The 16,081-nt window shown below is 58.2% G+C and carries 18 protein-coding genes; 6 read left to right on the forward strand and 12 right to left on the reverse strand.

All coding sequences use genetic code 11. From position 1 onward, the window contains the following. Window position 1: 1 nt before the first annotated feature. From QE435_RS05790 to QE435_RS05810, 5 genes are all read right to left on the reverse strand, one after another. A complete protein-coding gene (locus QE435_RS05790) occupies window positions 2-463 on the reverse strand; it encodes a molybdenum cofactor biosynthesis protein MoaE (protein WP_349040582.1) in 462 nt (153 codons plus the stop codon). 3 nt (window positions 464-466) lie between these two features. Next, window positions 467-721, reverse strand: a complete 255-nt coding sequence (gene moaD / locus QE435_RS05795) for a molybdopterin converting factor subunit 1 (protein ID WP_306928722.1) — start codon at window positions 719-721, stop codon at window positions 467-469. Then, window positions 721-1,308 carry a CDP-diacylglycerol--glycerol-3-phosphate 3-phosphatidyltransferase gene (gene pgsA / locus QE435_RS05800; protein WP_349040583.1) on the reverse strand — a complete coding sequence of 196 codons (588 nt, stop codon included), beginning with the start codon at window positions 1,306-1,308 and terminating at the stop codon, window positions 721-723. Before pgsA ends, moaD begins: the two co-directional genes overlap by 1 nt. Window positions 1,309-1,410: 102 nt before the next feature. Further along, the gene (gene uvrC, locus QE435_RS05805) at window positions 1,411-3,453 is read right to left on the reverse strand and encodes an excinuclease ABC subunit UvrC (protein WP_349040584.1); all 2,043 of its coding nucleotides are present in this window, start codon (window positions 3,451-3,453) and stop codon (window positions 1,411-1,413) included. Continuing rightward, entirely contained in the window at window positions 3,450-4,217 is a 768-nt protein-coding gene (locus QE435_RS05810) for an SDR family oxidoreductase (protein WP_349040585.1), read from the reverse strand. Before QE435_RS05810 ends, uvrC begins: the two co-directional genes overlap by 4 nt. A gap of 370 nt (window positions 4,218-4,587) precedes the next feature. On the opposite strand from QE435_RS05810, the gene QE435_RS05815 reads away from it, so the two are divergent. Then, the gene (locus QE435_RS05815; RefSeq protein ID WP_349040586.1) at window positions 4,588-5,238 is read left to right on the forward strand and encodes an outer membrane protein; all 651 of its coding nucleotides are present in this window, start codon (window positions 4,588-4,590) and stop codon (window positions 5,236-5,238) included. 74 nt (window positions 5,239-5,312) lie between these two features. Here the strand turns inward: QE435_RS05815 and QE435_RS05820 are convergent, their stop codons facing one another. Continuing rightward, complete coding sequence (locus QE435_RS05820) at window positions 5,313-5,906, reverse strand: glutathione S-transferase family protein (RefSeq protein WP_349040587.1); 594 nt, start codon at window positions 5,904-5,906, stop codon at window positions 5,313-5,315. Between the two features lie 18 nt (window positions 5,907-5,924). Continuing rightward, window positions 5,925-6,656: a ribonuclease gene (locus QE435_RS05825; RefSeq protein ID WP_349040588.1), complete on the reverse strand. Its 732-nt coding sequence runs from the start codon at window positions 6,654-6,656 to the stop codon at window positions 5,925-5,927. Window positions 6,657-6,861: 205 nt separating this feature from the next. On the opposite strand from QE435_RS05825, the gene QE435_RS05830 reads away from it, so the two are divergent. Beyond that, entirely contained in the window at window positions 6,862-7,818 is a 957-nt protein-coding gene (locus QE435_RS05830) for a lysylphosphatidylglycerol synthase domain-containing protein (RefSeq protein ID WP_349040589.1), read from the forward strand. Window positions 7,819-7,824: 6 nt separating this feature from the next. Here the strand turns inward: QE435_RS05830 and QE435_RS05835 are convergent, their stop codons facing one another. After that, window positions 7,825-8,673, reverse strand: a complete 849-nt coding sequence (locus QE435_RS05835; RefSeq protein WP_309769995.1) for a 23S rRNA (adenine(2030)-N(6))-methyltransferase RlmJ — start codon at window positions 8,671-8,673, stop codon at window positions 7,825-7,827. A gap of 17 nt (window positions 8,674-8,690) precedes the next feature. Between QE435_RS05835 and QE435_RS05840 the strand changes: the two genes are divergently transcribed. After that, a complete protein-coding gene (locus QE435_RS05840) occupies window positions 8,691-10,889 on the forward strand; it encodes a molybdopterin oxidoreductase family protein (protein WP_349040590.1) in 2,199 nt (732 codons plus the stop codon). Between the two features lie 13 nt (window positions 10,890-10,902). Beyond that, window positions 10,903-11,517, forward strand: coding sequence for an NUDIX domain-containing protein (locus tag QE435_RS05845; RefSeq protein ID WP_349040591.1), 615 nt, complete (start codon window positions 10,903-10,905; stop codon window positions 11,515-11,517). 6 nt (window positions 11,518-11,523) lie between these two features. On the opposite strand, the gene QE435_RS05850 is transcribed toward QE435_RS05845, so the two are convergent. From QE435_RS05850 to purM, 4 genes are all read right to left on the reverse strand, one after another. After that, on the reverse strand, window positions 11,524-11,922 hold the full coding sequence (locus QE435_RS05850; protein ID WP_349040592.1) for a type II toxin-antitoxin system VapC family toxin: 399 nt from the start codon (window positions 11,920-11,922) through the stop codon (window positions 11,524-11,526). Continuing rightward, complete coding sequence (locus tag QE435_RS05855; RefSeq protein WP_349040593.1) at window positions 11,923-12,162, reverse strand: type II toxin-antitoxin system Phd/YefM family antitoxin; 240 nt, start codon at window positions 12,160-12,162, stop codon at window positions 11,923-11,925. It abuts the gene before it with no gap. A 71-nt stretch (window positions 12,163-12,233) separates the two neighbouring features. Continuing rightward, complete coding sequence (gene purN, locus QE435_RS05860) at window positions 12,234-12,893, reverse strand: phosphoribosylglycinamide formyltransferase (protein WP_349040594.1); 660 nt, start codon at window positions 12,891-12,893, stop codon at window positions 12,234-12,236. Beyond that, on the reverse strand, window positions 12,890-13,963 hold the full coding sequence (gene purM / locus QE435_RS05865) for a phosphoribosylformylglycinamidine cyclo-ligase (RefSeq protein WP_306928698.1): 1,074 nt from the start codon (window positions 13,961-13,963) through the stop codon (window positions 12,890-12,892). The genes purN and purM overlap by 4 nt, the downstream gene beginning before the upstream one ends. Before the next feature lie 234 nt (window positions 13,964-14,197). Between purM and QE435_RS05870 the strand changes: the two genes are divergently transcribed. Both QE435_RS05870 and hdaA read left to right on the forward strand, forming a co-directional pair. Beyond that, a complete protein-coding gene (locus QE435_RS05870) occupies window positions 14,198-15,352 on the forward strand; it encodes an AI-2E family transporter (protein WP_349040595.1) in 1,155 nt (384 codons plus the stop codon). Beyond that, complete coding sequence (hdaA, locus tag QE435_RS05875) at window positions 15,352-16,065, forward strand: DnaA regulatory inactivator HdaA (protein ID WP_309770002.1); 714 nt, start codon at window positions 15,352-15,354, stop codon at window positions 16,063-16,065. Before QE435_RS05870 ends, hdaA begins: the two co-directional genes overlap by 1 nt. Window positions 16,066-16,081 lie beyond the last annotated feature (16 nt).

The raw sequence follows: 16,081 nt of genomic DNA on the forward strand, positions 1-16,081 counted from the left end.
CTTAGCGCCATTTATCCTTGGCGCTCTCATCGGCATCTTTGGCCGATACCCATCCGCCTGCCGTGCCATCCGTCCCGTGCTCCTTTTTCCAGAAAGGGGCAGCGGTCTTCAGGTAATCCATGACGAAATTGGCGCCGTCAAAGGCGGCCTGGCGGTGAGATGAGGCGGCGATGACGAGGACGATGTTGTCGCCGGTGGCGATCTTGCCGTAGCGATGGATGGCCGTCAGGCCACGAAGCTCGAAACGCTCGATGGCAAGCTTGGCGATCCGCGTCATCTCCGCTTCCGCCATGCCGGGATAATGCTCAAGCTCTAGCGCAGAAAGCGCACCACCTTCGTCGCGGCAGAGGCCGGTGAAGGTCACGACGGCGCCAATCCCTGCGTCATTTCGCGTCAAAAGCTTGGCTTCCACCGCGGCGTCAAAATCGTCCGTCTGCACGCGAATGGTCGGGGCGACACCCATCGGTCAGCCGCCGGTCATGGGCGGGAAGATACCGATCTCCCGCGCACCGACAATGCTTTCGTGGTGCTCGATATGCTCCTGATTGACCGCAACGCGAATGACATTCGGATATTCGAATGCCGCTTCGTATTCTTCGCCAAGGCCTTTCAGATAAAGGATCAGCTCACGCGCCGTCTTCACGTCAGCGGGGATGTCGAGATCCTCTTCCGCCTTGCCGATCTTTTCGCGCACCCAGGCGAAGTAAACGATATGGGTCATCACTCTTCATCCACGATGTGGCGCAGGCCAGCCTTGAAGTAGTCATAGCCGGTATAGATCGTGAGTGCTGCCGCGATCCACAGAAGGCCGATGCCGATTTCGGTCGTATAAGGCAGGATCGTATCGCCTGCGGGTCCGGCCAGAAGGAAAGCGATAGCCACCATCTGGATCGTGGTTTTCCACTTGGCGATGCGGGTCACGGGTACGGACACCTTCAAGGCCGCGAGATATTCGCGCAGGCCAGAGACCAGGATTTCACGGCAGAGAATGGTGATCGCTGCCCAGAGCGACCAGCCCGCAATGGTGCCGTCAGCCGCCAGCAGCAGCAGGATCGAGGCGATCAAGAGCTTATCGGCGATCGGGTCGAGCATGCGGCCGATGTTGGATGTCTGGTTCCAGATGCGCGCCAGATAGCCATCGAGGAAATCGGTGATCGAGGCGATGATGAACAGCCACAGAGCGGTCCATCGCGCGAAATCCGAACTTTCGAGTTTTCCTTCAACGAAGAAACACAAAACAATGACCGGTACGGCCAGAATGCGGCCATAGGTCAGGAGATTCGGGATTTTGTATGCGCGCGAAGCCATGGAAAACCTGTCTATCGATATCAGAGCGTTGATGACGCTCCGAGGTGGAAGCGTCAACACTTCTTTGTGTTTTTTTAGCGGGCGGCGGCAAAAGCCGCCCGGTCACTCGCGCCCGCTCTCATGGAAGTGATTGTATATCTGTTTTGCGACAGTTTCTGAAATGCCGCCCACAGCCATCAGATCGCTGAGCGCTGCACGCGACACGGCTTTTGCCGTGCCGAAATGCTGCAGAAGCGCGCGCTTTCTCCCTGGCCCGATGCCGCTTACTTCATCGAGAGGATTCTTGATCATCTCCTTCTTGCGCCGCGCCCGGTGGGAGCCGATGGCAAAACGGTGCGCTTCGTCGCGCAGGCGCTGGATGAAGTAAAGAACGGGATCGCGCGGCGGCAGCGAAAAGTCGCTGCGCGTATCGGTAAAGAAACGCTCGCGCCCCGCATCGCGGTCGACACCCTTGGCGACGCCGATTGCGGTCACACAATCACGAATGCCGAGTTCGTCTAGGATGGCACGTACCGCTGACATCTGGCCTTGACCACCGTCGATCAGGATCACGTCTGGCCAGACCGGAAACGGCATATCTGCCGCATCTTCCGGCGACACCGGCTGGCTCCGGTCAGGCCTGCCTTCTTCTTTCAGCAGGCGGGAAAACCGACGCGTCATCACCTCGCGCATCATGCCGAAGTCGTCGCCGGGGGTTATGTCCGTCGATTTGATGTTGAACTTGCGGTACTGGTTTTTGACGAAGCCATCCGGCCCTGCCACCACCATGCCGCCCACCGCATTGGTGCCCATGATGTGAGAGTTATCGTAGATCTCGATGCGGCGCGGGATGTAAGGCATACCGAAGGTCTCGGCGAAGCCTTTCAGCAGGCGCGCTTGAGACGAGGTCTCGGCGAGCTTGCGGCCATGGGCTTCGCGAGCATTGCCCAGCACATGATCGACAATGTCCTTTTTTTCGCCGCGCTGCGGCACCGAAAGGACGACCTTGTGACCGGCCTTTTCGCTAAACGCTGCCGCCAGCAATTCCTGCTCGTCCACAGTTTCAGACAGGAGAATCTGCCTCGGCACCGGCTTGTCATCGTAGAACTGCGCCAGGAAGGCATTGAGAATTTCCGAGCCAGGCAGGGACGGATCGGCCTTTGGGAAATAGGCGCGGTTGCCCCAGTTCTGCCCGGTGCGGAAGAAGAACACTTGAATGCACGACACGCCACCTTCGTGGTGGATGGCAAAAACGTCCGCCTCATCGATCCCGGCAGGGTTGATGCCCTGATGGCTCTGTACGTGCGACAGCGCGGCCAGACGGTCGCGATAGATCGCGGCGCGCTCGAAATCGAGATCTTCCGAGGCTTCGTTCATCTGCCGGGCGATCGTCGATTTCACGCTCTGGCTTTTGCCGGAGAGGAAATCTTTCGCTTCCTGCACCAGCTCTGCGTAGGCATCGTCGCTGACCTCATGGGTGCAGGGGCCGGAACAGCGCTTGATTTGATAAAGCAGGCAAGGCCGCGTGCGGCTCTCGAACACGCTGTCGGTACAGGTACGGATCAGGAAGGCGCGCTGCAGCGAATTGATGGTTCGACCAACCGCACCGGCAGAGGCGAAGGGACCGAAATAGGCGCCCTTGCGCGCTCTTGCACCGCGATGCTTGAAGATCGCTGGCGCACGATTGTCCGCCGTGATCAGAATATAAGGAAACGACTTGTCATCGCGCAGAAGCACGTTGAAGCGTGGGCGGAAGCGCTTGATGAGGTTGGCTTCCAGCAGCAGCGCTTCGGTTTCCGTGCGGGTGGTGACGAACTCCATATGCGTCGTCAGCCGCACCATCTGGCCAATGCGGTTTGAATGCACGCGGCCCTGGGCATAATTGCTGACACGCTTCTTCAGCGAGCGCGCCTTGCCGACATAAAGAACGTCGCCAGCCTCGTTGAACATGCGATAGACGCCAGGATTGTTAGGCAGGTGTTTGACGAACTCGCCAATCAGATCCATGCCCTTCAGGCCGGACTCGTTCTTCCAGCCGGCGTTCCAGTCGATGCCTGCGCTGTCCCGCTCCACGGCAACATCGGCGGTGGAGAGTGCAACATCGTCTTCATCGTCGTCGGTTTCATCGAAGAGAACACCGCCATCCGGCAGCTTCTTTCCGTTCATTCATTAATCTCCGCCACGTCCGGGGTTTCCCAGCCAAGATGCTGGCCCCCGTCGAGTGCGATCATCTGGCCGGTCATCGAGGGGGTATCGTAAAGAAAGCGAATCGTCCGCCCGAACTCATCGGGCTTCGGACCTCTCTTCAATATAAGGGCGTCGACCTGCGCCTGAAAGTCCTCGGGGCTCTGTCTCTCGTTTTTAAACGTCGGGCCGGGGCCGATGGCATTGACCCGGATGCGCGGCGCAAAGCTTTGCGCCAAAGTTTGGGTTGCGGCCCAAAGCGCTGCCTTGGACAATGTGTAGGAATAAAAGCGCGGATTGAGCGCCAACACGCGTTGATCGATAATGTTGACGATCAGGCCGGAATGCTGTTGCGGCAGTTGCCTTGCAAAGGCGGCTGAAAGGATGGACGGTGCGCGCACATGCACGGCAAAATGCGCGTCGAAGGTCTCGGCATCGAAGGTTTCGGCTTCATCCTTGTGAAAAACAGAGGCATTGTTGACGAGAACCCCCACCGGTCCCAGTGCTTTTGTCGCCTCTTCCATCAATTCGGCTGTGGAGGATATGTCCATTAGGTCTGCCTGAAGGACGACCGCCTTGCCACCTTTCTGCCGTAAAGTGTTAGCGAGTTCCTCGCCTTCGGCCAAAGAGGAACGTGCGTGGATCGCCACGGCAAACCCCTCGCAAGCAAGATAATCGGCAATGGCTTTGCCAATGCGACGGGCAGCGCCCGTTATCAAGACGGTCTTCGGTATAGTCTCTGTCAAAGCGGACCCGTGCTCTGCTTATTCCACATTTACTTCCAGATATAGATCGAAACGATGAGGTTTGCCCACATCCGAATGGCGTTATACAGATTTATCCGGCGCAAGTTTTGCCAGCTTAATTTGATGTAAACACAAGTAAAAACGCGCTTTGCTTAAATTAACGATGCATTATCCTTAATGGATTTCTGTGTCCTTTTGGCAACGTCCAATTTCTGTCACGGCTGTGCCTCAATCAATTCACATTTTGGCTCTGTGATTTCCTCATTCCCCCATCATTTTGCATTTCCAGACGGGCAGGGAACTAACTGTTTTATACCGCGTTTGGGACCGAGTGTTTGAGTGCCCCCGCGGGTTTGAAAAGGAGAATGGCATGCGTACTATCGTTGCAACACTTTTGGCTTCTACCATGGCCGCGGCAGCTTTCTCGGCAGCACAGGCAGCCGACGCGGTCAATGAAGTTCCGCAGGCGCCGGTCGCAGTTGAGCAGCCCGCACCGATCAAGGATTGGTCCGGCGCGTATCTCGGTGGTACCGTGAACTACGACTGGGGTCGTTTCAGCGGCAGCACCAACGGTCGCGACGCTGACGGCTTCGGCGGCGGCCTCTATGGCGGTTACAACTGGCAGAACGGCCAGATCGTTTACGGTGGTGAAGCCGACCTCGCTTATGGCGATGAAAAGGGCTCCGCTGGCGGCAACCTTCAGGGCAAGCAGAAGCTGAACGGCTCGCTGCGCGCTCGTGTCGGTTACGACATGAACCCCTTCCTGATCTACGGTACGGGTGGTCTTGCAGTTTCGAACAACGAACTTCGTGACACCGTAACCGGCAGCAAGGACGACAAGACGGCTCTCGGCTACACGGTTGGCGCCGGTGTCGAAGCTCTCGTCACAGACAACATCACGGCACGTCTTGAGTATCGTTACACCGATTATCAGGACAAGGACTTCGCCATCAACGGTGGCAACGTCTCGCGCGGCTTCGACGACCACAGCGTCAAGGCTGGTATCGGCGTCAAGTTCTAATTCGCCAAATATTATGCGGAAAAGCCGGGGCTCGCCCCGGCTTTTCTGTTTCCACTTATAAGAATTGTCGGCGATCAGGCGGCGGATTTCAGTTCCGTATACGGCTTGAACTTCTTGCCGAATTTTTCCGGCCAATCGGCCAGCCGCTTTCGCCCGTTGGCCCACTGTCCGTTAAAACGCAAATCGAGATAGCCGATCATCGCAGCCAGGGCAAAGTGGCCGCCATGCAGCTTCTTGCCGGTCTTCGGCAGATTGTCGTTCAGGAAATCAAGCGCCTTCACGACCTTGCGCCACTGCTTGTCGATCCACTCCTGGTGAACCTTTTCCTCCGGCCGGAAGCGCTTTTCGTAGACGATCGCCAGAAGGCAATCCATCACGCCATCGCAGAGCGCTTCGAGTATCTCGGCTTCTGTGCGCTTGGCGTGCTTTTTCGGGTAGAGCTTTCCGCCAGATATGCGGTCGAGATAATGCATGATCGCGACGCTGTCATAGACCGAGCCACCTTCATGCAGGAGCACCGGGATTTTTCCGAGCGGATTATTGTCGATCAGCGTGGCGGGCTCTGCATTAGTGTCGACCCGAACATCGGTGATGCCGATATCGAGATAGCGCGCAGCCATACGCACCTTGGCGGAATAGGGGGAGGCTGGAGCATAAAGCAGTTCCATTGCGTTTTTCCTGTTTCACTAGCGGATGGGAATGATCTCTGCGGCATTTGATCGGCAACCCTGTCGATCGAGCTCGGGGCAATCGCGGAAGGACAAGGTCTTGGAGAGGCAGATCCGCACTTCCTCCAGTCGCGGCCCCTCGCAACTGATCGCGATTCCGCTCTTCGTCATGCCGGGATTGGCATCGACAAAGGCTGCCTCAATGGCGTCGGCTGAAAGGCGCTTGGTCTGATCACCGGAGGAGATGTCGGCTGGGAGTTTGATGCGCTCATAGGCATCCCGTGTCTTCTCGAAATATTGCGCCTGGGTCAGGCCGCTGCAACTGCCATGCTTGCGCCACTGGTGGCCGATGAGCCCCATGGATGGCATAATGTCGAACATGCTTTGTCCGATGCTGTCAGGCACACGTTCGCTTTTGTCCGTACCGCAGAATGCCGGATAGCCTTGGTCATTCTGGGGCCAGAGACCATGAACCACGAATCCGAACTTTCGATCCAAGCCGCATTGCTGCCGGCTATTTCGTCCGGCTTCACTGGCACAGAATGCGGGCGACCAGGAGAGTGACAGGACGTAGAAATCGAAGCCAGTTTCCGAGGTGTCTGCGGTGCCGCGTGAGCTTGGCGGTGAACGGGTTTCGGTTCGCTGGGTCGTAGGAGGACCGGACGCCGTCTGGGGTTGGCCCAAAAACAGCCATCCAGCCGCTGCCAGTGACAAGGCGCCGAGTGCGACAAAACCGAAATACTGTTTCATCGAAGGCGCGGTCTTTCTGGCAAGGATGACGATTTTTTGAACAGGCTTCGGGTTTTATACCATCTTGCGCCTATGGCAAACAGACCACCGAAAATTCATTTCTCCAGCATCCTTCGTGTTGAACCGGAGTTGGTATAACGAATAAGCTTGTCGAATCCGGTACGGCATCCTTACTGGAAGGAAAATTGAGCCTGGGCATGTCCGCATGAAAATGAAAAAGTATCTCTGGCCCATCATCGGGATTGCGACGATCTGCTTTTCCGTGTGGCTGCTCTACAAGGAATTGCGCCATCTCTCGCTCGATGATGTCTGGGGCAGCCTCAGCGCCATCAGCATGCATCACTGGATGATGTCGGGGCTCTGCACGCTGGTCGCCTATGCCGCACTTGCCGGATACGACCGCATTGCCTTGCAGCATCTGAAACGCAAGGTCGGCTGGCTTTTTATCGCGCTGACATCGTTCACCACCTATGCCCTGTCTCACAATGTCGGTGCATCGGTATTTTCCGGTGCCGTCGTCCGCTACCGCGCCTATACGTCGAAGGGATTGAGTGCTGCAGAAGTCGGCGTTCTCGTTGCCCTCTGCTCCTTCACCTTCGTGATCGGTACGATCATGCTGATCGGCTTTATCCTGGTTTATGAGCCGGATATCACGGAGCGTTTCGTCGATGTTCTGCCGGTGGAAGCCTCGCGCACCACCGGCATCCTGCTGCTTGCCATCGTCGCACTTTATATTCTCGGCAGCCTAATGAAGCTCAGGCCGCTCAAGATCGGCTCCTTCACGCTGTTTTACCCGGTCCCGAAACTGGTTGTGCAGCAGTTGGTCATCGGGCCGATCGAATTGATCGGCGCGGCCGGTATCATCTATTTCGCCCTGCCCGAGTTGGGCAATCCAGGCTTCATGGTGATCCTGGGCATCTTCCTGATTTCCTTTTCCGCCGCACTGATTTCGCATGCGCCGGGAGGGCTCGGCGTGCTCGAGCTCGTCTTCGTCACGGGTCTACCGGACATGAACCCCGCAGACGTCATCGCCGCACTTCTCGTCTTCCGCCTGTTCTACCTGATCATCCCGTTCGTCATCGGCCTGTTCATCATCCTGTTTTTCGAACGCTCGCAGCTTGCAGCCGCCGAGCGGGAAGAGAGGCGGCTACAGCAGAAGTAGGATTGTTTACTCCTCGCCGCGCAGCCAGAAAGCCCGATGCGACGCGTATCGATCCTGCGCCATGATCGACTTCAGCACGGGCAGCATCGTGTGCAGTTCATCCTTCAGCGTGTAGGGCGGGTTGACGATGATGAGGCCGGATCCGCTCAAGCCGTCCAGCCGGTCGCTTCTGACCGATAGCTCGGTGCAGAGCATTTTCGGGATCTCATAGGATTGCAGGCGCTCGTGAAAGTCCTTGATCGGCGCGTTCTTCTTCAGCGGATACCAGAGGCAATAGGTGCCGGTGGCAAAGCGGCGGTAGGCTTTGTGAAGACCATCCGCCAGGCGCTCATATTCGTTTTCCTTCTCGAAAGGCGGATCGACCAGCACGAGGCCGCGCTTTTCCTTGGGCGGCAGATGCGCTCCAAGTGATAGCCAACCATCGAGTTCGGTGATGCGCGCCTGATAGTCGCCTTCGAAGAGGCGTGAGAGCGCGCGAAAATCGTCCGGGTGGAGTTCCATCGCCGAAAGACGGTCCTGCGGGCGAAACAGCATCCGTGCAAGCTTCGGGGAGCCTGGATAGTATTTGAGCCCGCCTTCCGGGTTTAATTCCCGCACGGCAGAGAGATAAGGCTCCATGAGTTCGGCGACCTCTGCTGGAAGATCGGCTTCCAGAAGCTTGCCGATGCCCGTTTGCCATTCGCCTGTCTTCTGCGCCTCTTCGGACGAGAGATCGTAGAGGCCGATGCCGGCATGCGTATCCAGCACGCGAAACGCCTTGTCCTTGTTCTGGAGGTAGCGAACGAGCCGCGCCAGAACCGCGTGTTTCAGAACGTCGGCAAAATTGCCTGCGTGGTAGATGTGCCGGTAGTTCATCGGGGGCGATGCCTTTTATGAATTATCTTGATGCGCGTCACTTCGCCCTTTTGGCGATCTCGCAGATGCCATATAGAAAATCTATGAACGTTGCGACCCCGATTTCCGCCAAAGCCGTGACCGAAGCCACTCGCGTCGGCCATACCGTCTGTCCCCATGACTGTCCGAGCGCCTGCGCGCTGGAGGTCGATATCAACGCCGATGGCCGCATTGGCCGTGTGCGTGGCGCCAACTCTAATACCTACACGGCGGGCGTGATCTGCGCCAAGGTCGCGCGCTACTCGGAACGGATCTATCATCCGGGCCGGTTGCTGACGCCGAAGCGTCGCAAGGGCGCTAAAGGCGCTGGCGAGTGGCAAGAGATCGGCTGGGACGACGCGCTGGACGAAATCGCCAATGCCTTCATCAAAGCGGAAGCCGCGCATGGTGCCGAAGCCGTGTGGCCCTATTTCTATGCCGGTACGATGGGGCAGGTGCAGCGCGACAGCATCGAGCGGCTGCGCCATGCCAAGAAATATTCCGGTTTCTTCGGCTCCATCTGCACCAACATGGCCTGGACCGGCTATGTGATGGGCACCGGCGCGCTGCGCGGACCGGACCCGCGCGAGATGGCAAAGGCCGATGTCGTCGTCATCTGGGGCACAAATGCCGTCGCCACGCAGGTCAACGTCATGACCCACGCGGTCAAGGCACGCAAGGAACGCGGCGCGAAGATCGTCGTTGTCGATATCTACGACAATCCGACGATGAAGCAGGCTGATATGAAGCTGGTCGTGCGGCCGGGCACGGACGCGGCTCTTGCCTGTGCCGTGATGCATATCGCTTTCCGGGATGGCTATGCCGACCGCGCCTATATGGCGAAATTCGCCGACGATCCGGCGGGGCTTGAGGCGCATCTTGCGTCGAAGACGCCGCAATGGGCTGCCGAGATAACCGGTCTTTCTGTGGAAGAGATCGAGGCTTTCGCGAGGCTCATCGGAACGACGAAGAAAAGCTTCTTTCGCCTCGGCTATGGCTTTGCCCGCCAGCGCAATGGTGCGGTTGCCATGCATGCCGCGCTTTCCATCGCCACCGTGCTCGGATCCTGGCAATATGAGGGTGGCGGCGCGTTTCACAATAACGGCGATATCTTCCGGCTGAACAAGGCGGAGCTCATGGGAACGGCCTATGCCGATCCGAATGTGCGCCAGCTCGATCAGTCGCAGGTCGGCCGCATCCTGACTGGCGATGCCGAGGCGCTGCGCGGCGGCGGCCCGGTGACGGCCATGCTGATCCAGAACACCAATCCGGCCAATGTCTGTCCGGAACAGCGACTGGTGAAGCAGGGCTTCCAACGCGAGGATCTGTTCGTCGCCGTGCATGAGCAGTTCATGACGGAGACGGCAGAGATTGCCGATATCGTTCTACCGGCCACCATGTTCCTGGAGCATGACGATCTCTATCGCGCGGGCGGGCAGAACCATATTCTGCTCGGTCCCAAGCTGGTCGAGCCACCGGAAACGGTGCGGACAAACCTCTTCGTTATCGAGGAGCTCGCAAAGCGCCTTGGTGTCGATCACATGCCGGGCTTTGGCCGGAGCGAGCGCGAGCATGTCGAGACGATTCTTCAAGCAAGTGGCTGGGGCAGCTTCGACAATCTGGCTGAAGAAAAGTGGATCGATGCGCAGCCTGAATTCGAGGTCGCGCATTATCTCAAAGGTTTCGGATACGGCGATGGCAAGTTCCGTTTCAGCCCCGATTGGCAGAACGGCCCGTCGCCGAACAAGCCGCCGAAAAATATCGGCGTCATGGGGCCTGCCGCTGCGTTTCCGAAATTTCCGGATCAGGTCGATGTGATCGAAACGGTCGACGCCGAGCATCCTTTCCGGCTTGCCACGTCTCCCGCTCGCAACTTCCTGAATTCCACCTTCGCGGAAACCAAGACCTCGGTGCAAAAGGAAGGCCGTCCAGAGTTGATGATTTCCCCCATCGACGCCGTGCGCCTCGACATCGCAGAAGGGGATGTGGTTCAGATCGGCAATGCGCGCGGCGATGTGCGGATCCATGCGAAAATCGTCGAGGGCGCGCGCCCCGGCGTGCTGATTGCCGAAGGGCTCTGGCCCAACAAGGCGCATCTTGACGGCGAGGGTATCAATGTCTTGACCGGCGCCGATGCTGTTGCGCCCTATGGCGGAGCGGCGTTCCACGATAACAAGGTGTGGCTGAAGAAAGCCTGATGGGAGTTTGATGATGCGGTCCACTGCTGGTCCAGTATCGCAGGTCGATGACGAGGCGCGCGTCAAGCTCATCGAAAAGCAGACGGTTTGGAAGAACTTCATCCATTTGCAGACGATGATTTTCGAACAGCAGGCTCGTGACGGGCGCACGTTCCGCATCCATCGCGAGGTGCATGATCACGGCGTGGCCGCCGCGATCCTGCTTTTCGATCCGAAGCGAGGGGAAGTCGTGCTGGTTCGCCAGTTCCGCCCCGGCGCTTATGTGAATGGCGACCCAAGCTTCATGCTGGAAATTCCCGCCGGTCTGACCGATGGCGATCAGCCGGACGAGGCCATTCGCCGTGAATCCATGGAAGAGACCGGCTATGCCGTCAGCGCGCCACGCTATCTCTTTGATACCTATGCCAGCCCCGGCACATTGACCGAGAAGGTCAGCCTTTTCTACGCCCGTGTCGATCTCGATGTGAAGGCGGGAGAGGGCGGGGGGCTTGAAAACGAGGGGGAGGACATCGAAGTCCTGACCGTTGCCCTCGACGCCGCCTATGGCATGATCGCATCCGGCGAGATCACCGATTCCAAGACGATCATCATGCTGCAATGGGCGATGCTAAATCGGGCGAGTTTGTAACGACTGTCAGACGAAGGACGCGTTTTCCGCAACTGCTGCTGCGGAGAGCTTCCTATCGGCTGTGGCCAGCGGCATGTTTCGTCCTGTGGCAAGCGCGAGATAGGCCGCATCATATGCGGAGAGCGTATGGCGTTGCGCAAGCTTTATGACGGAGACCGAATCGCCGCCCGATACAAGGGTCAGCGGAAGGCTTTGAAACCGTAGCAAGATGGAGAGAACATTTTCCTGATCGATACGCTTTCGTCGCTCCGCCGTGATGAGAATGTTGCAAAGCTCTTGGGCGAGAAGATCGGGAGCGAAAGCATCGTCATGCTCGAGCCTGGAAAGGGCCTTATCCGCTACTTCATTGGTTTCGTCAGGTAGAAACCAGGCGGCGACCACCGAGGCGTCAACGACAAAGGGCATTTAACTTCGGCCTTCAGTCTTCCAATCCCGAATCTCGTCCGCAGTGACGTGAACGCGTGCGGCACGCTCAGAGCGCAATGTTTCTATCAGTTGCTTACGAGCCTGAACGTCGTTTGTCCTGACGAGACGGGCCACCGCGTCGTTGCCACGTGCAATAATCACGTCTTCACCCGCTTCCACCTTTGCAAGAAGCTCTGAAAGATGTGTCTTTGCTTCACCCACTTTTACGGTCAGCGTCATCGTTCTCGTGCTCCACTATTTAAAAAATAACAGAGCAAAAGCTACTTGGTCAAGGCTTGACCAAGCTAATCTCAAGCAGAGAGCAGCGTCTCGCTGGTGGACGTTTGGTTGCCATTTCGTACCACTTTGCCACTCTCCATCCGCACTTTACCTTCGGCAAGCAGCTTCAGCGATAATGGGTAGAGTTTGTGTTCAACGGTGAGAACGCGCGCGGCGAGGCTTTCGGCCGTATCGCCTGCGATAACAGGCACGGCCGCCTGGCCGATGACTGGGCCTTCATCCATGCCTTCGGTGACGAAATGCACGGTGCAGCCGGTGATCTTCATGCCGCTGTCAATAGCGCGCTGATGGGTGTGGAGACCGGGGAAGAGCGGCAGAAGCGATGGATGGATATTGATGATCCGGCCTTCGTAAGGCGCGATGAATTCACCAGAGATCAGGCGCATATAGCCGGCTAGGCAGATGATGTCAGGCGCAAGTTCGCTAAGCGCTGCCAGGATTGCGGCTTCGTGCTCGCTCTTGCTGGCGTAATTCTTGCGTTCGAAAACCAGCGTTGGAATGCCGAAACCCTGCGCCTTGGCAAGCCCGCCTGCCGTCGGCTTGTCGGAGATGACGCAAGCGATCTCTGCGGGAAAATCCGTCTCACGGCAGGCTTCGGCCAGCGCCACCATGTTGGAGCCGCTGCCGGAAATGAAGACGACGACGCGCTTGCGGGGAGCGCTGAGGCTCATAGTTCGAGCGTGCCCTTATAGATCGTGCCATGCGCGCCCTCTTCACGGGCAACCATGCGTCCCAGCGGAAAGACGGTTTCGCCCTCGGCGGTCAAGGCGTCTGTGACGACTTTGGCGTTCTCGGCGGAAACGACGACGATCATGCCGACGCCGCAGTTGAAGGTGCGGAGCATCTCGTTTGCCGCCACGCCGCCGGTCTTTGCAAGCCAGGAGAATACTGCAGGCACCTCAATGGATTCGAGATCGATTTCCGCAGCCAGATGCTTTGGCAGCACGCGCGGAATGTTTTCCGGAAAACCGCCGCCGGTGATGTGGGCCAGTGCCTTCAGTGCGCCGGTCTCGCGGATCGCCTTCAAAAGCGGCTTCACATAGATACGGGTGGGGGTTAGCAGGGCTTCGCCAAGCTTCTTGCCTTCGGCGAACGGCGCTGGCGCATCCCAGTCGAGGCCGGAGAGCGACACGATCTTGCGCACCAGCGAGAAGCCGTTGGAGTGAACGCCGGAGGAAGAAAGACCGAGGATGACGTCGCCTTCGGCGATGTCGCCAGCAGGCAGAAGCTGACCACGTTCGGCAGCGCCGACGGCAAAGCCCGCGAGATCATAGTCACCATCGGAATACATGCCCGGCATTTCAGCCGTCTCGCCGCCGATCAGCGCGCAACCGGATTCCAGGCAACCGGCCGCAATGCCGTTGACGATGGCTGCACCCTGATCCGGATCGAGCTTGCCGGTGGCAAAATAGTCCAGGAAGAAAAGAGGCTCTGCGCCCTGAACGACCAGATCGTTGACGCACATGGCAACGAGGTCGATACCCACCGTGTCATGAAAATTCGCGTCGATCGCGATCTTCAGCTTGGTGCCGACGCCATCATTGGCGGCAACCAGAACCGGATCGGTGAAGCCTGCGGCCTTCAGGTCGAACAGTCCGCCGAAGCCACCGATTTCACCATCCGCACCGGGACGACGGGTGGAGCGGACGGCAGGCTTGATCTTCTCGACCATCAGGTTTCCGGCATCGATATCCACGCCTGCATCGCTGTAGGTAAGACCGTTCTTGCCCGACTGGCTCATGGCTCTCGTCTCCGCTGGTTTTCTTGGGCTCGCCATTCGCATGAGACGGTTGTCGATGCAAGGGTAAGAGCGTTGCAGCCCACGTTTTTCGTGCCTTTTTGCCTTCATTGACGCGTTGAGCAATGCGCTGTTGAGGTGTCTGACCACCTGTCGTCACCCTTGACCTCTCCTATCGGGGCATCCTATCTCGTTGCAGTGCGTTATGAGGCGTCACGTGCCACGAAGGAAAATGAGATGCAGCCACAGATCAGAGGCATCAATCTAAGACGCCAGATATTCTTCTGGCTGGGTGCGCTTGTCGTTTTCGTCGTCTTCCTGATGGTCTTCAGTTCCATTCTGCTGCCCTTCGTGGCGGGCATGGCGCTGGCCTATTTTCTCGACCCGGTTGCCGATTGGCTGGAGCGCCGCGGTTTGAGCCGCATGATGGCCAGCGTGTTCATCCTGATTTCCTTCGTGTTACTCTTTGCGCTGTCGCTGATCATCATCATTCCGTTGATTGCTGCGCAGGCGTCTGAATTCATCAGCCGCATTCCGCAATATATCTCGTCGCTTCAGCAATTGATCGCAGGCGCAGATACCAACCTCTTGCCCGCCTGGGTCAGCGCGCAGATCGCCACGGTTAAGGAGAATTTCTCCAAGCTGTTGACGGAGGGTGCGGGCTTTATCGGCACGTTGCTGACGCAGATCTGGAATTCCGGCAAGTCTCTGGTGGATGTCATTTCGCTTCTGGTGGTCACACCAGTCGTCGCCTTCTACCTGCTCTTGGACTGGGACCGGATGATCGAGAAGGTCGACAGCTGGGTGCCGCGCGATCACGTTGCCACCGTGCGCCAGATTGCCCGCGAGATGGATTCAACGATTGCCGGCTTCATTCGCGGGCAGGGGTCACTCTGCATCATTCTCGGCGTTTATTATGCCGTCGGCCTTTCGCTTGTCGGCCTCAATTTCGGCCTGCTGATTGGCATGTTTGCCGGTGCCATCAGTTTCATTCCCTATATCGGCTCCATGGTGGGGCTGGTTCTCGCTGTCGGCGTGGCACTCGTCCAGTTCTGGCCGGATTATATTTATGTGATCCTGACGCTGGCTGTGTTCTTCTCCGGCCAGTTCATCGAGGGCAATATCCTTCAACCGAAGTTGGTCGGTAGCAGCGTTGGCCTGCATCCGGTGTGGCTGATGTTTGCGCTCTTTGCGTTTGGCGCGCTGTTCGGCTTCGTCGGCCTGTTGGTTGCCGTGCCAGCTGCGGCAGCTGTCGGCGTTCTCGTTCGCTTCGCCCTGTCGCGCTATCTGGAGAGCGACCTCTATCATGGTCGTGCCGCCAACCTGCCTTGGCAACCCGACATCGTGCCATCGCAGAAGATCGACACGCAGATCGACTCCCGAGCTGATTGATGACGGAAAGTGATAAGCCCGGCCCGGTCCGGCCCAAAGCCGAACAGTTGCCGCTTGCCTTCTCTCATAACAGCGCAACGGGCCGTGACGATTTGCTGGTGGCCGCTCCCCTGGATGCGGCGGTCAGCATTGTCGACGAATGGCCGAAATGGCCCTCGCCGGTCGTCATCCTCGCTGGCCCTCCCGGATCCGGCAAGTCGCATCTCGCTGCGATCTGGAAGAACACCAGCAGTGCGGTCCAGATCAATCCTCAAAAAGGATCGGATGCCGCCCGCGCCGCCGAAAAGGGGCCCGTGCTATTTGAGGATGCCGATCGCGTCGGCTTCGACGACACCGAGCTTTTCCACGTGATCAACAGCGTGCGGGAGAACGGCACGTCGCTTCTGATCACCACGCGGCAATGGCCGGCCACTTGGCCCGTATCGCTACCGGACTTACGCTCGCGGTTGAAGGCGGCCACCGTGGTGGAGATCGGCGAGCCGGACGAGAACCTGTTGGCGCAGGTGCTGATGAAGCTCTTCGCCGACCGTCAGCTTTACATGGATGACAAACTCGTCAGCTATATCGTGGCGAGAATGGAACGTTCGCTCGACACGGCGCAGATCATCGTGGAAAGGCTGGATCGTCTGGCGCTTTCGCGCGGCACGCGCATCAGCCGGTCGCTGGCGGCGGAGGTTCTGAATGAACTGGGTGCCGCTTCGCAGGACGATTGACTGTCATAGTTCCGTC

This window comes from Agrobacterium sp. SORGH_AS 787, assembly GCF_030819035.1.
In the GTDB taxonomy this organism is placed as follows: domain Bacteria; phylum Pseudomonadota; class Alphaproteobacteria; order Rhizobiales; family Rhizobiaceae; genus Agrobacterium; species Agrobacterium larrymoorei_B.

Bases quoted from the DNA above. Each gene is read 5' to 3' on its own strand.
- QE435_RS05790 (WP_349040582.1), bottom strand. From the start codon at position 463: ATGGGTGTCGCCCCGACCATTCGCGTGCAGACGGACGATTTTGACGCC.
- moaD (WP_306928722.1), bottom strand. From the start codon at position 721: ATGACCCATATCGTTTACTTCGCCTGGGTGCGCGAAAAGATCGGCAAG.
- pgsA (WP_349040583.1), bottom strand. From the start codon at position 1,308: ATGGCTTCGCGCGCATACAAAATCCCGAATCTCCTGACCTATGGCCGC.
- uvrC (WP_349040584.1), bottom strand. From the start codon at position 3,453: ATGAACGGAAAGAAGCTGCCGGATGGCGGTGTTCTCTTCGATGAAACC.
- QE435_RS05815 (WP_349040586.1), top strand. From the start codon at position 4,588: ATGCGTACTATCGTTGCAACACTTTTGGCTTCTACCATGGCCGCGGCA.
- QE435_RS05820 (WP_349040587.1), bottom strand. From the start codon at position 5,906: ATGGAACTGCTTTATGCTCCAGCCTCCCCCTATTCCGCCAAGGTGCGT.
- QE435_RS05825 (WP_349040588.1), bottom strand. From the start codon at position 6,656: ATGAAACAGTATTTCGGTTTTGTCGCACTCGGCGCCTTGTCACTGGCA.
- QE435_RS05830 (WP_349040589.1), top strand. From the start codon at position 6,862: ATGAAAATGAAAAAGTATCTCTGGCCCATCATCGGGATTGCGACGATC.
- QE435_RS05835 (WP_309769995.1), bottom strand. From the start codon at position 8,673: ATGAACTACCGGCACATCTACCACGCAGGCAATTTTGCCGACGTTCTG.
- QE435_RS05840 (WP_349040590.1), top strand. From the start codon at position 8,691: ATGAATTATCTTGATGCGCGTCACTTCGCCCTTTTGGCGATCTCGCAG.
- QE435_RS05845 (WP_349040591.1), top strand. From the start codon at position 10,903: ATGCGGTCCACTGCTGGTCCAGTATCGCAGGTCGATGACGAGGCGCGC.
- QE435_RS05850 (WP_349040592.1), bottom strand. From the start codon at position 11,922: ATGCCCTTTGTCGTTGACGCCTCGGTGGTCGCCGCCTGGTTTCTACCT.
- QE435_RS05855 (WP_349040593.1), bottom strand. From the start codon at position 12,162: ATGACGCTGACCGTAAAAGTGGGTGAAGCAAAGACACATCTTTCAGAG.
- purN (WP_349040594.1), bottom strand. From the start codon at position 12,893: ATGAGCCTCAGCGCTCCCCGCAAGCGCGTCGTCGTCTTCATTTCCGGC.
- purM (WP_306928698.1), bottom strand. From the start codon at position 13,963: ATGAGCCAGTCGGGCAAGAACGGTCTTACCTACAGCGATGCAGGCGTG.
- QE435_RS05870 (WP_349040595.1), top strand. From the start codon at position 14,198: ATGCAGCCACAGATCAGAGGCATCAATCTAAGACGCCAGATATTCTTC.
- hdaA (WP_309770002.1), top strand. From the start codon at position 15,352: ATGACGGAAAGTGATAAGCCCGGCCCGGTCCGGCCCAAAGCCGAACAG.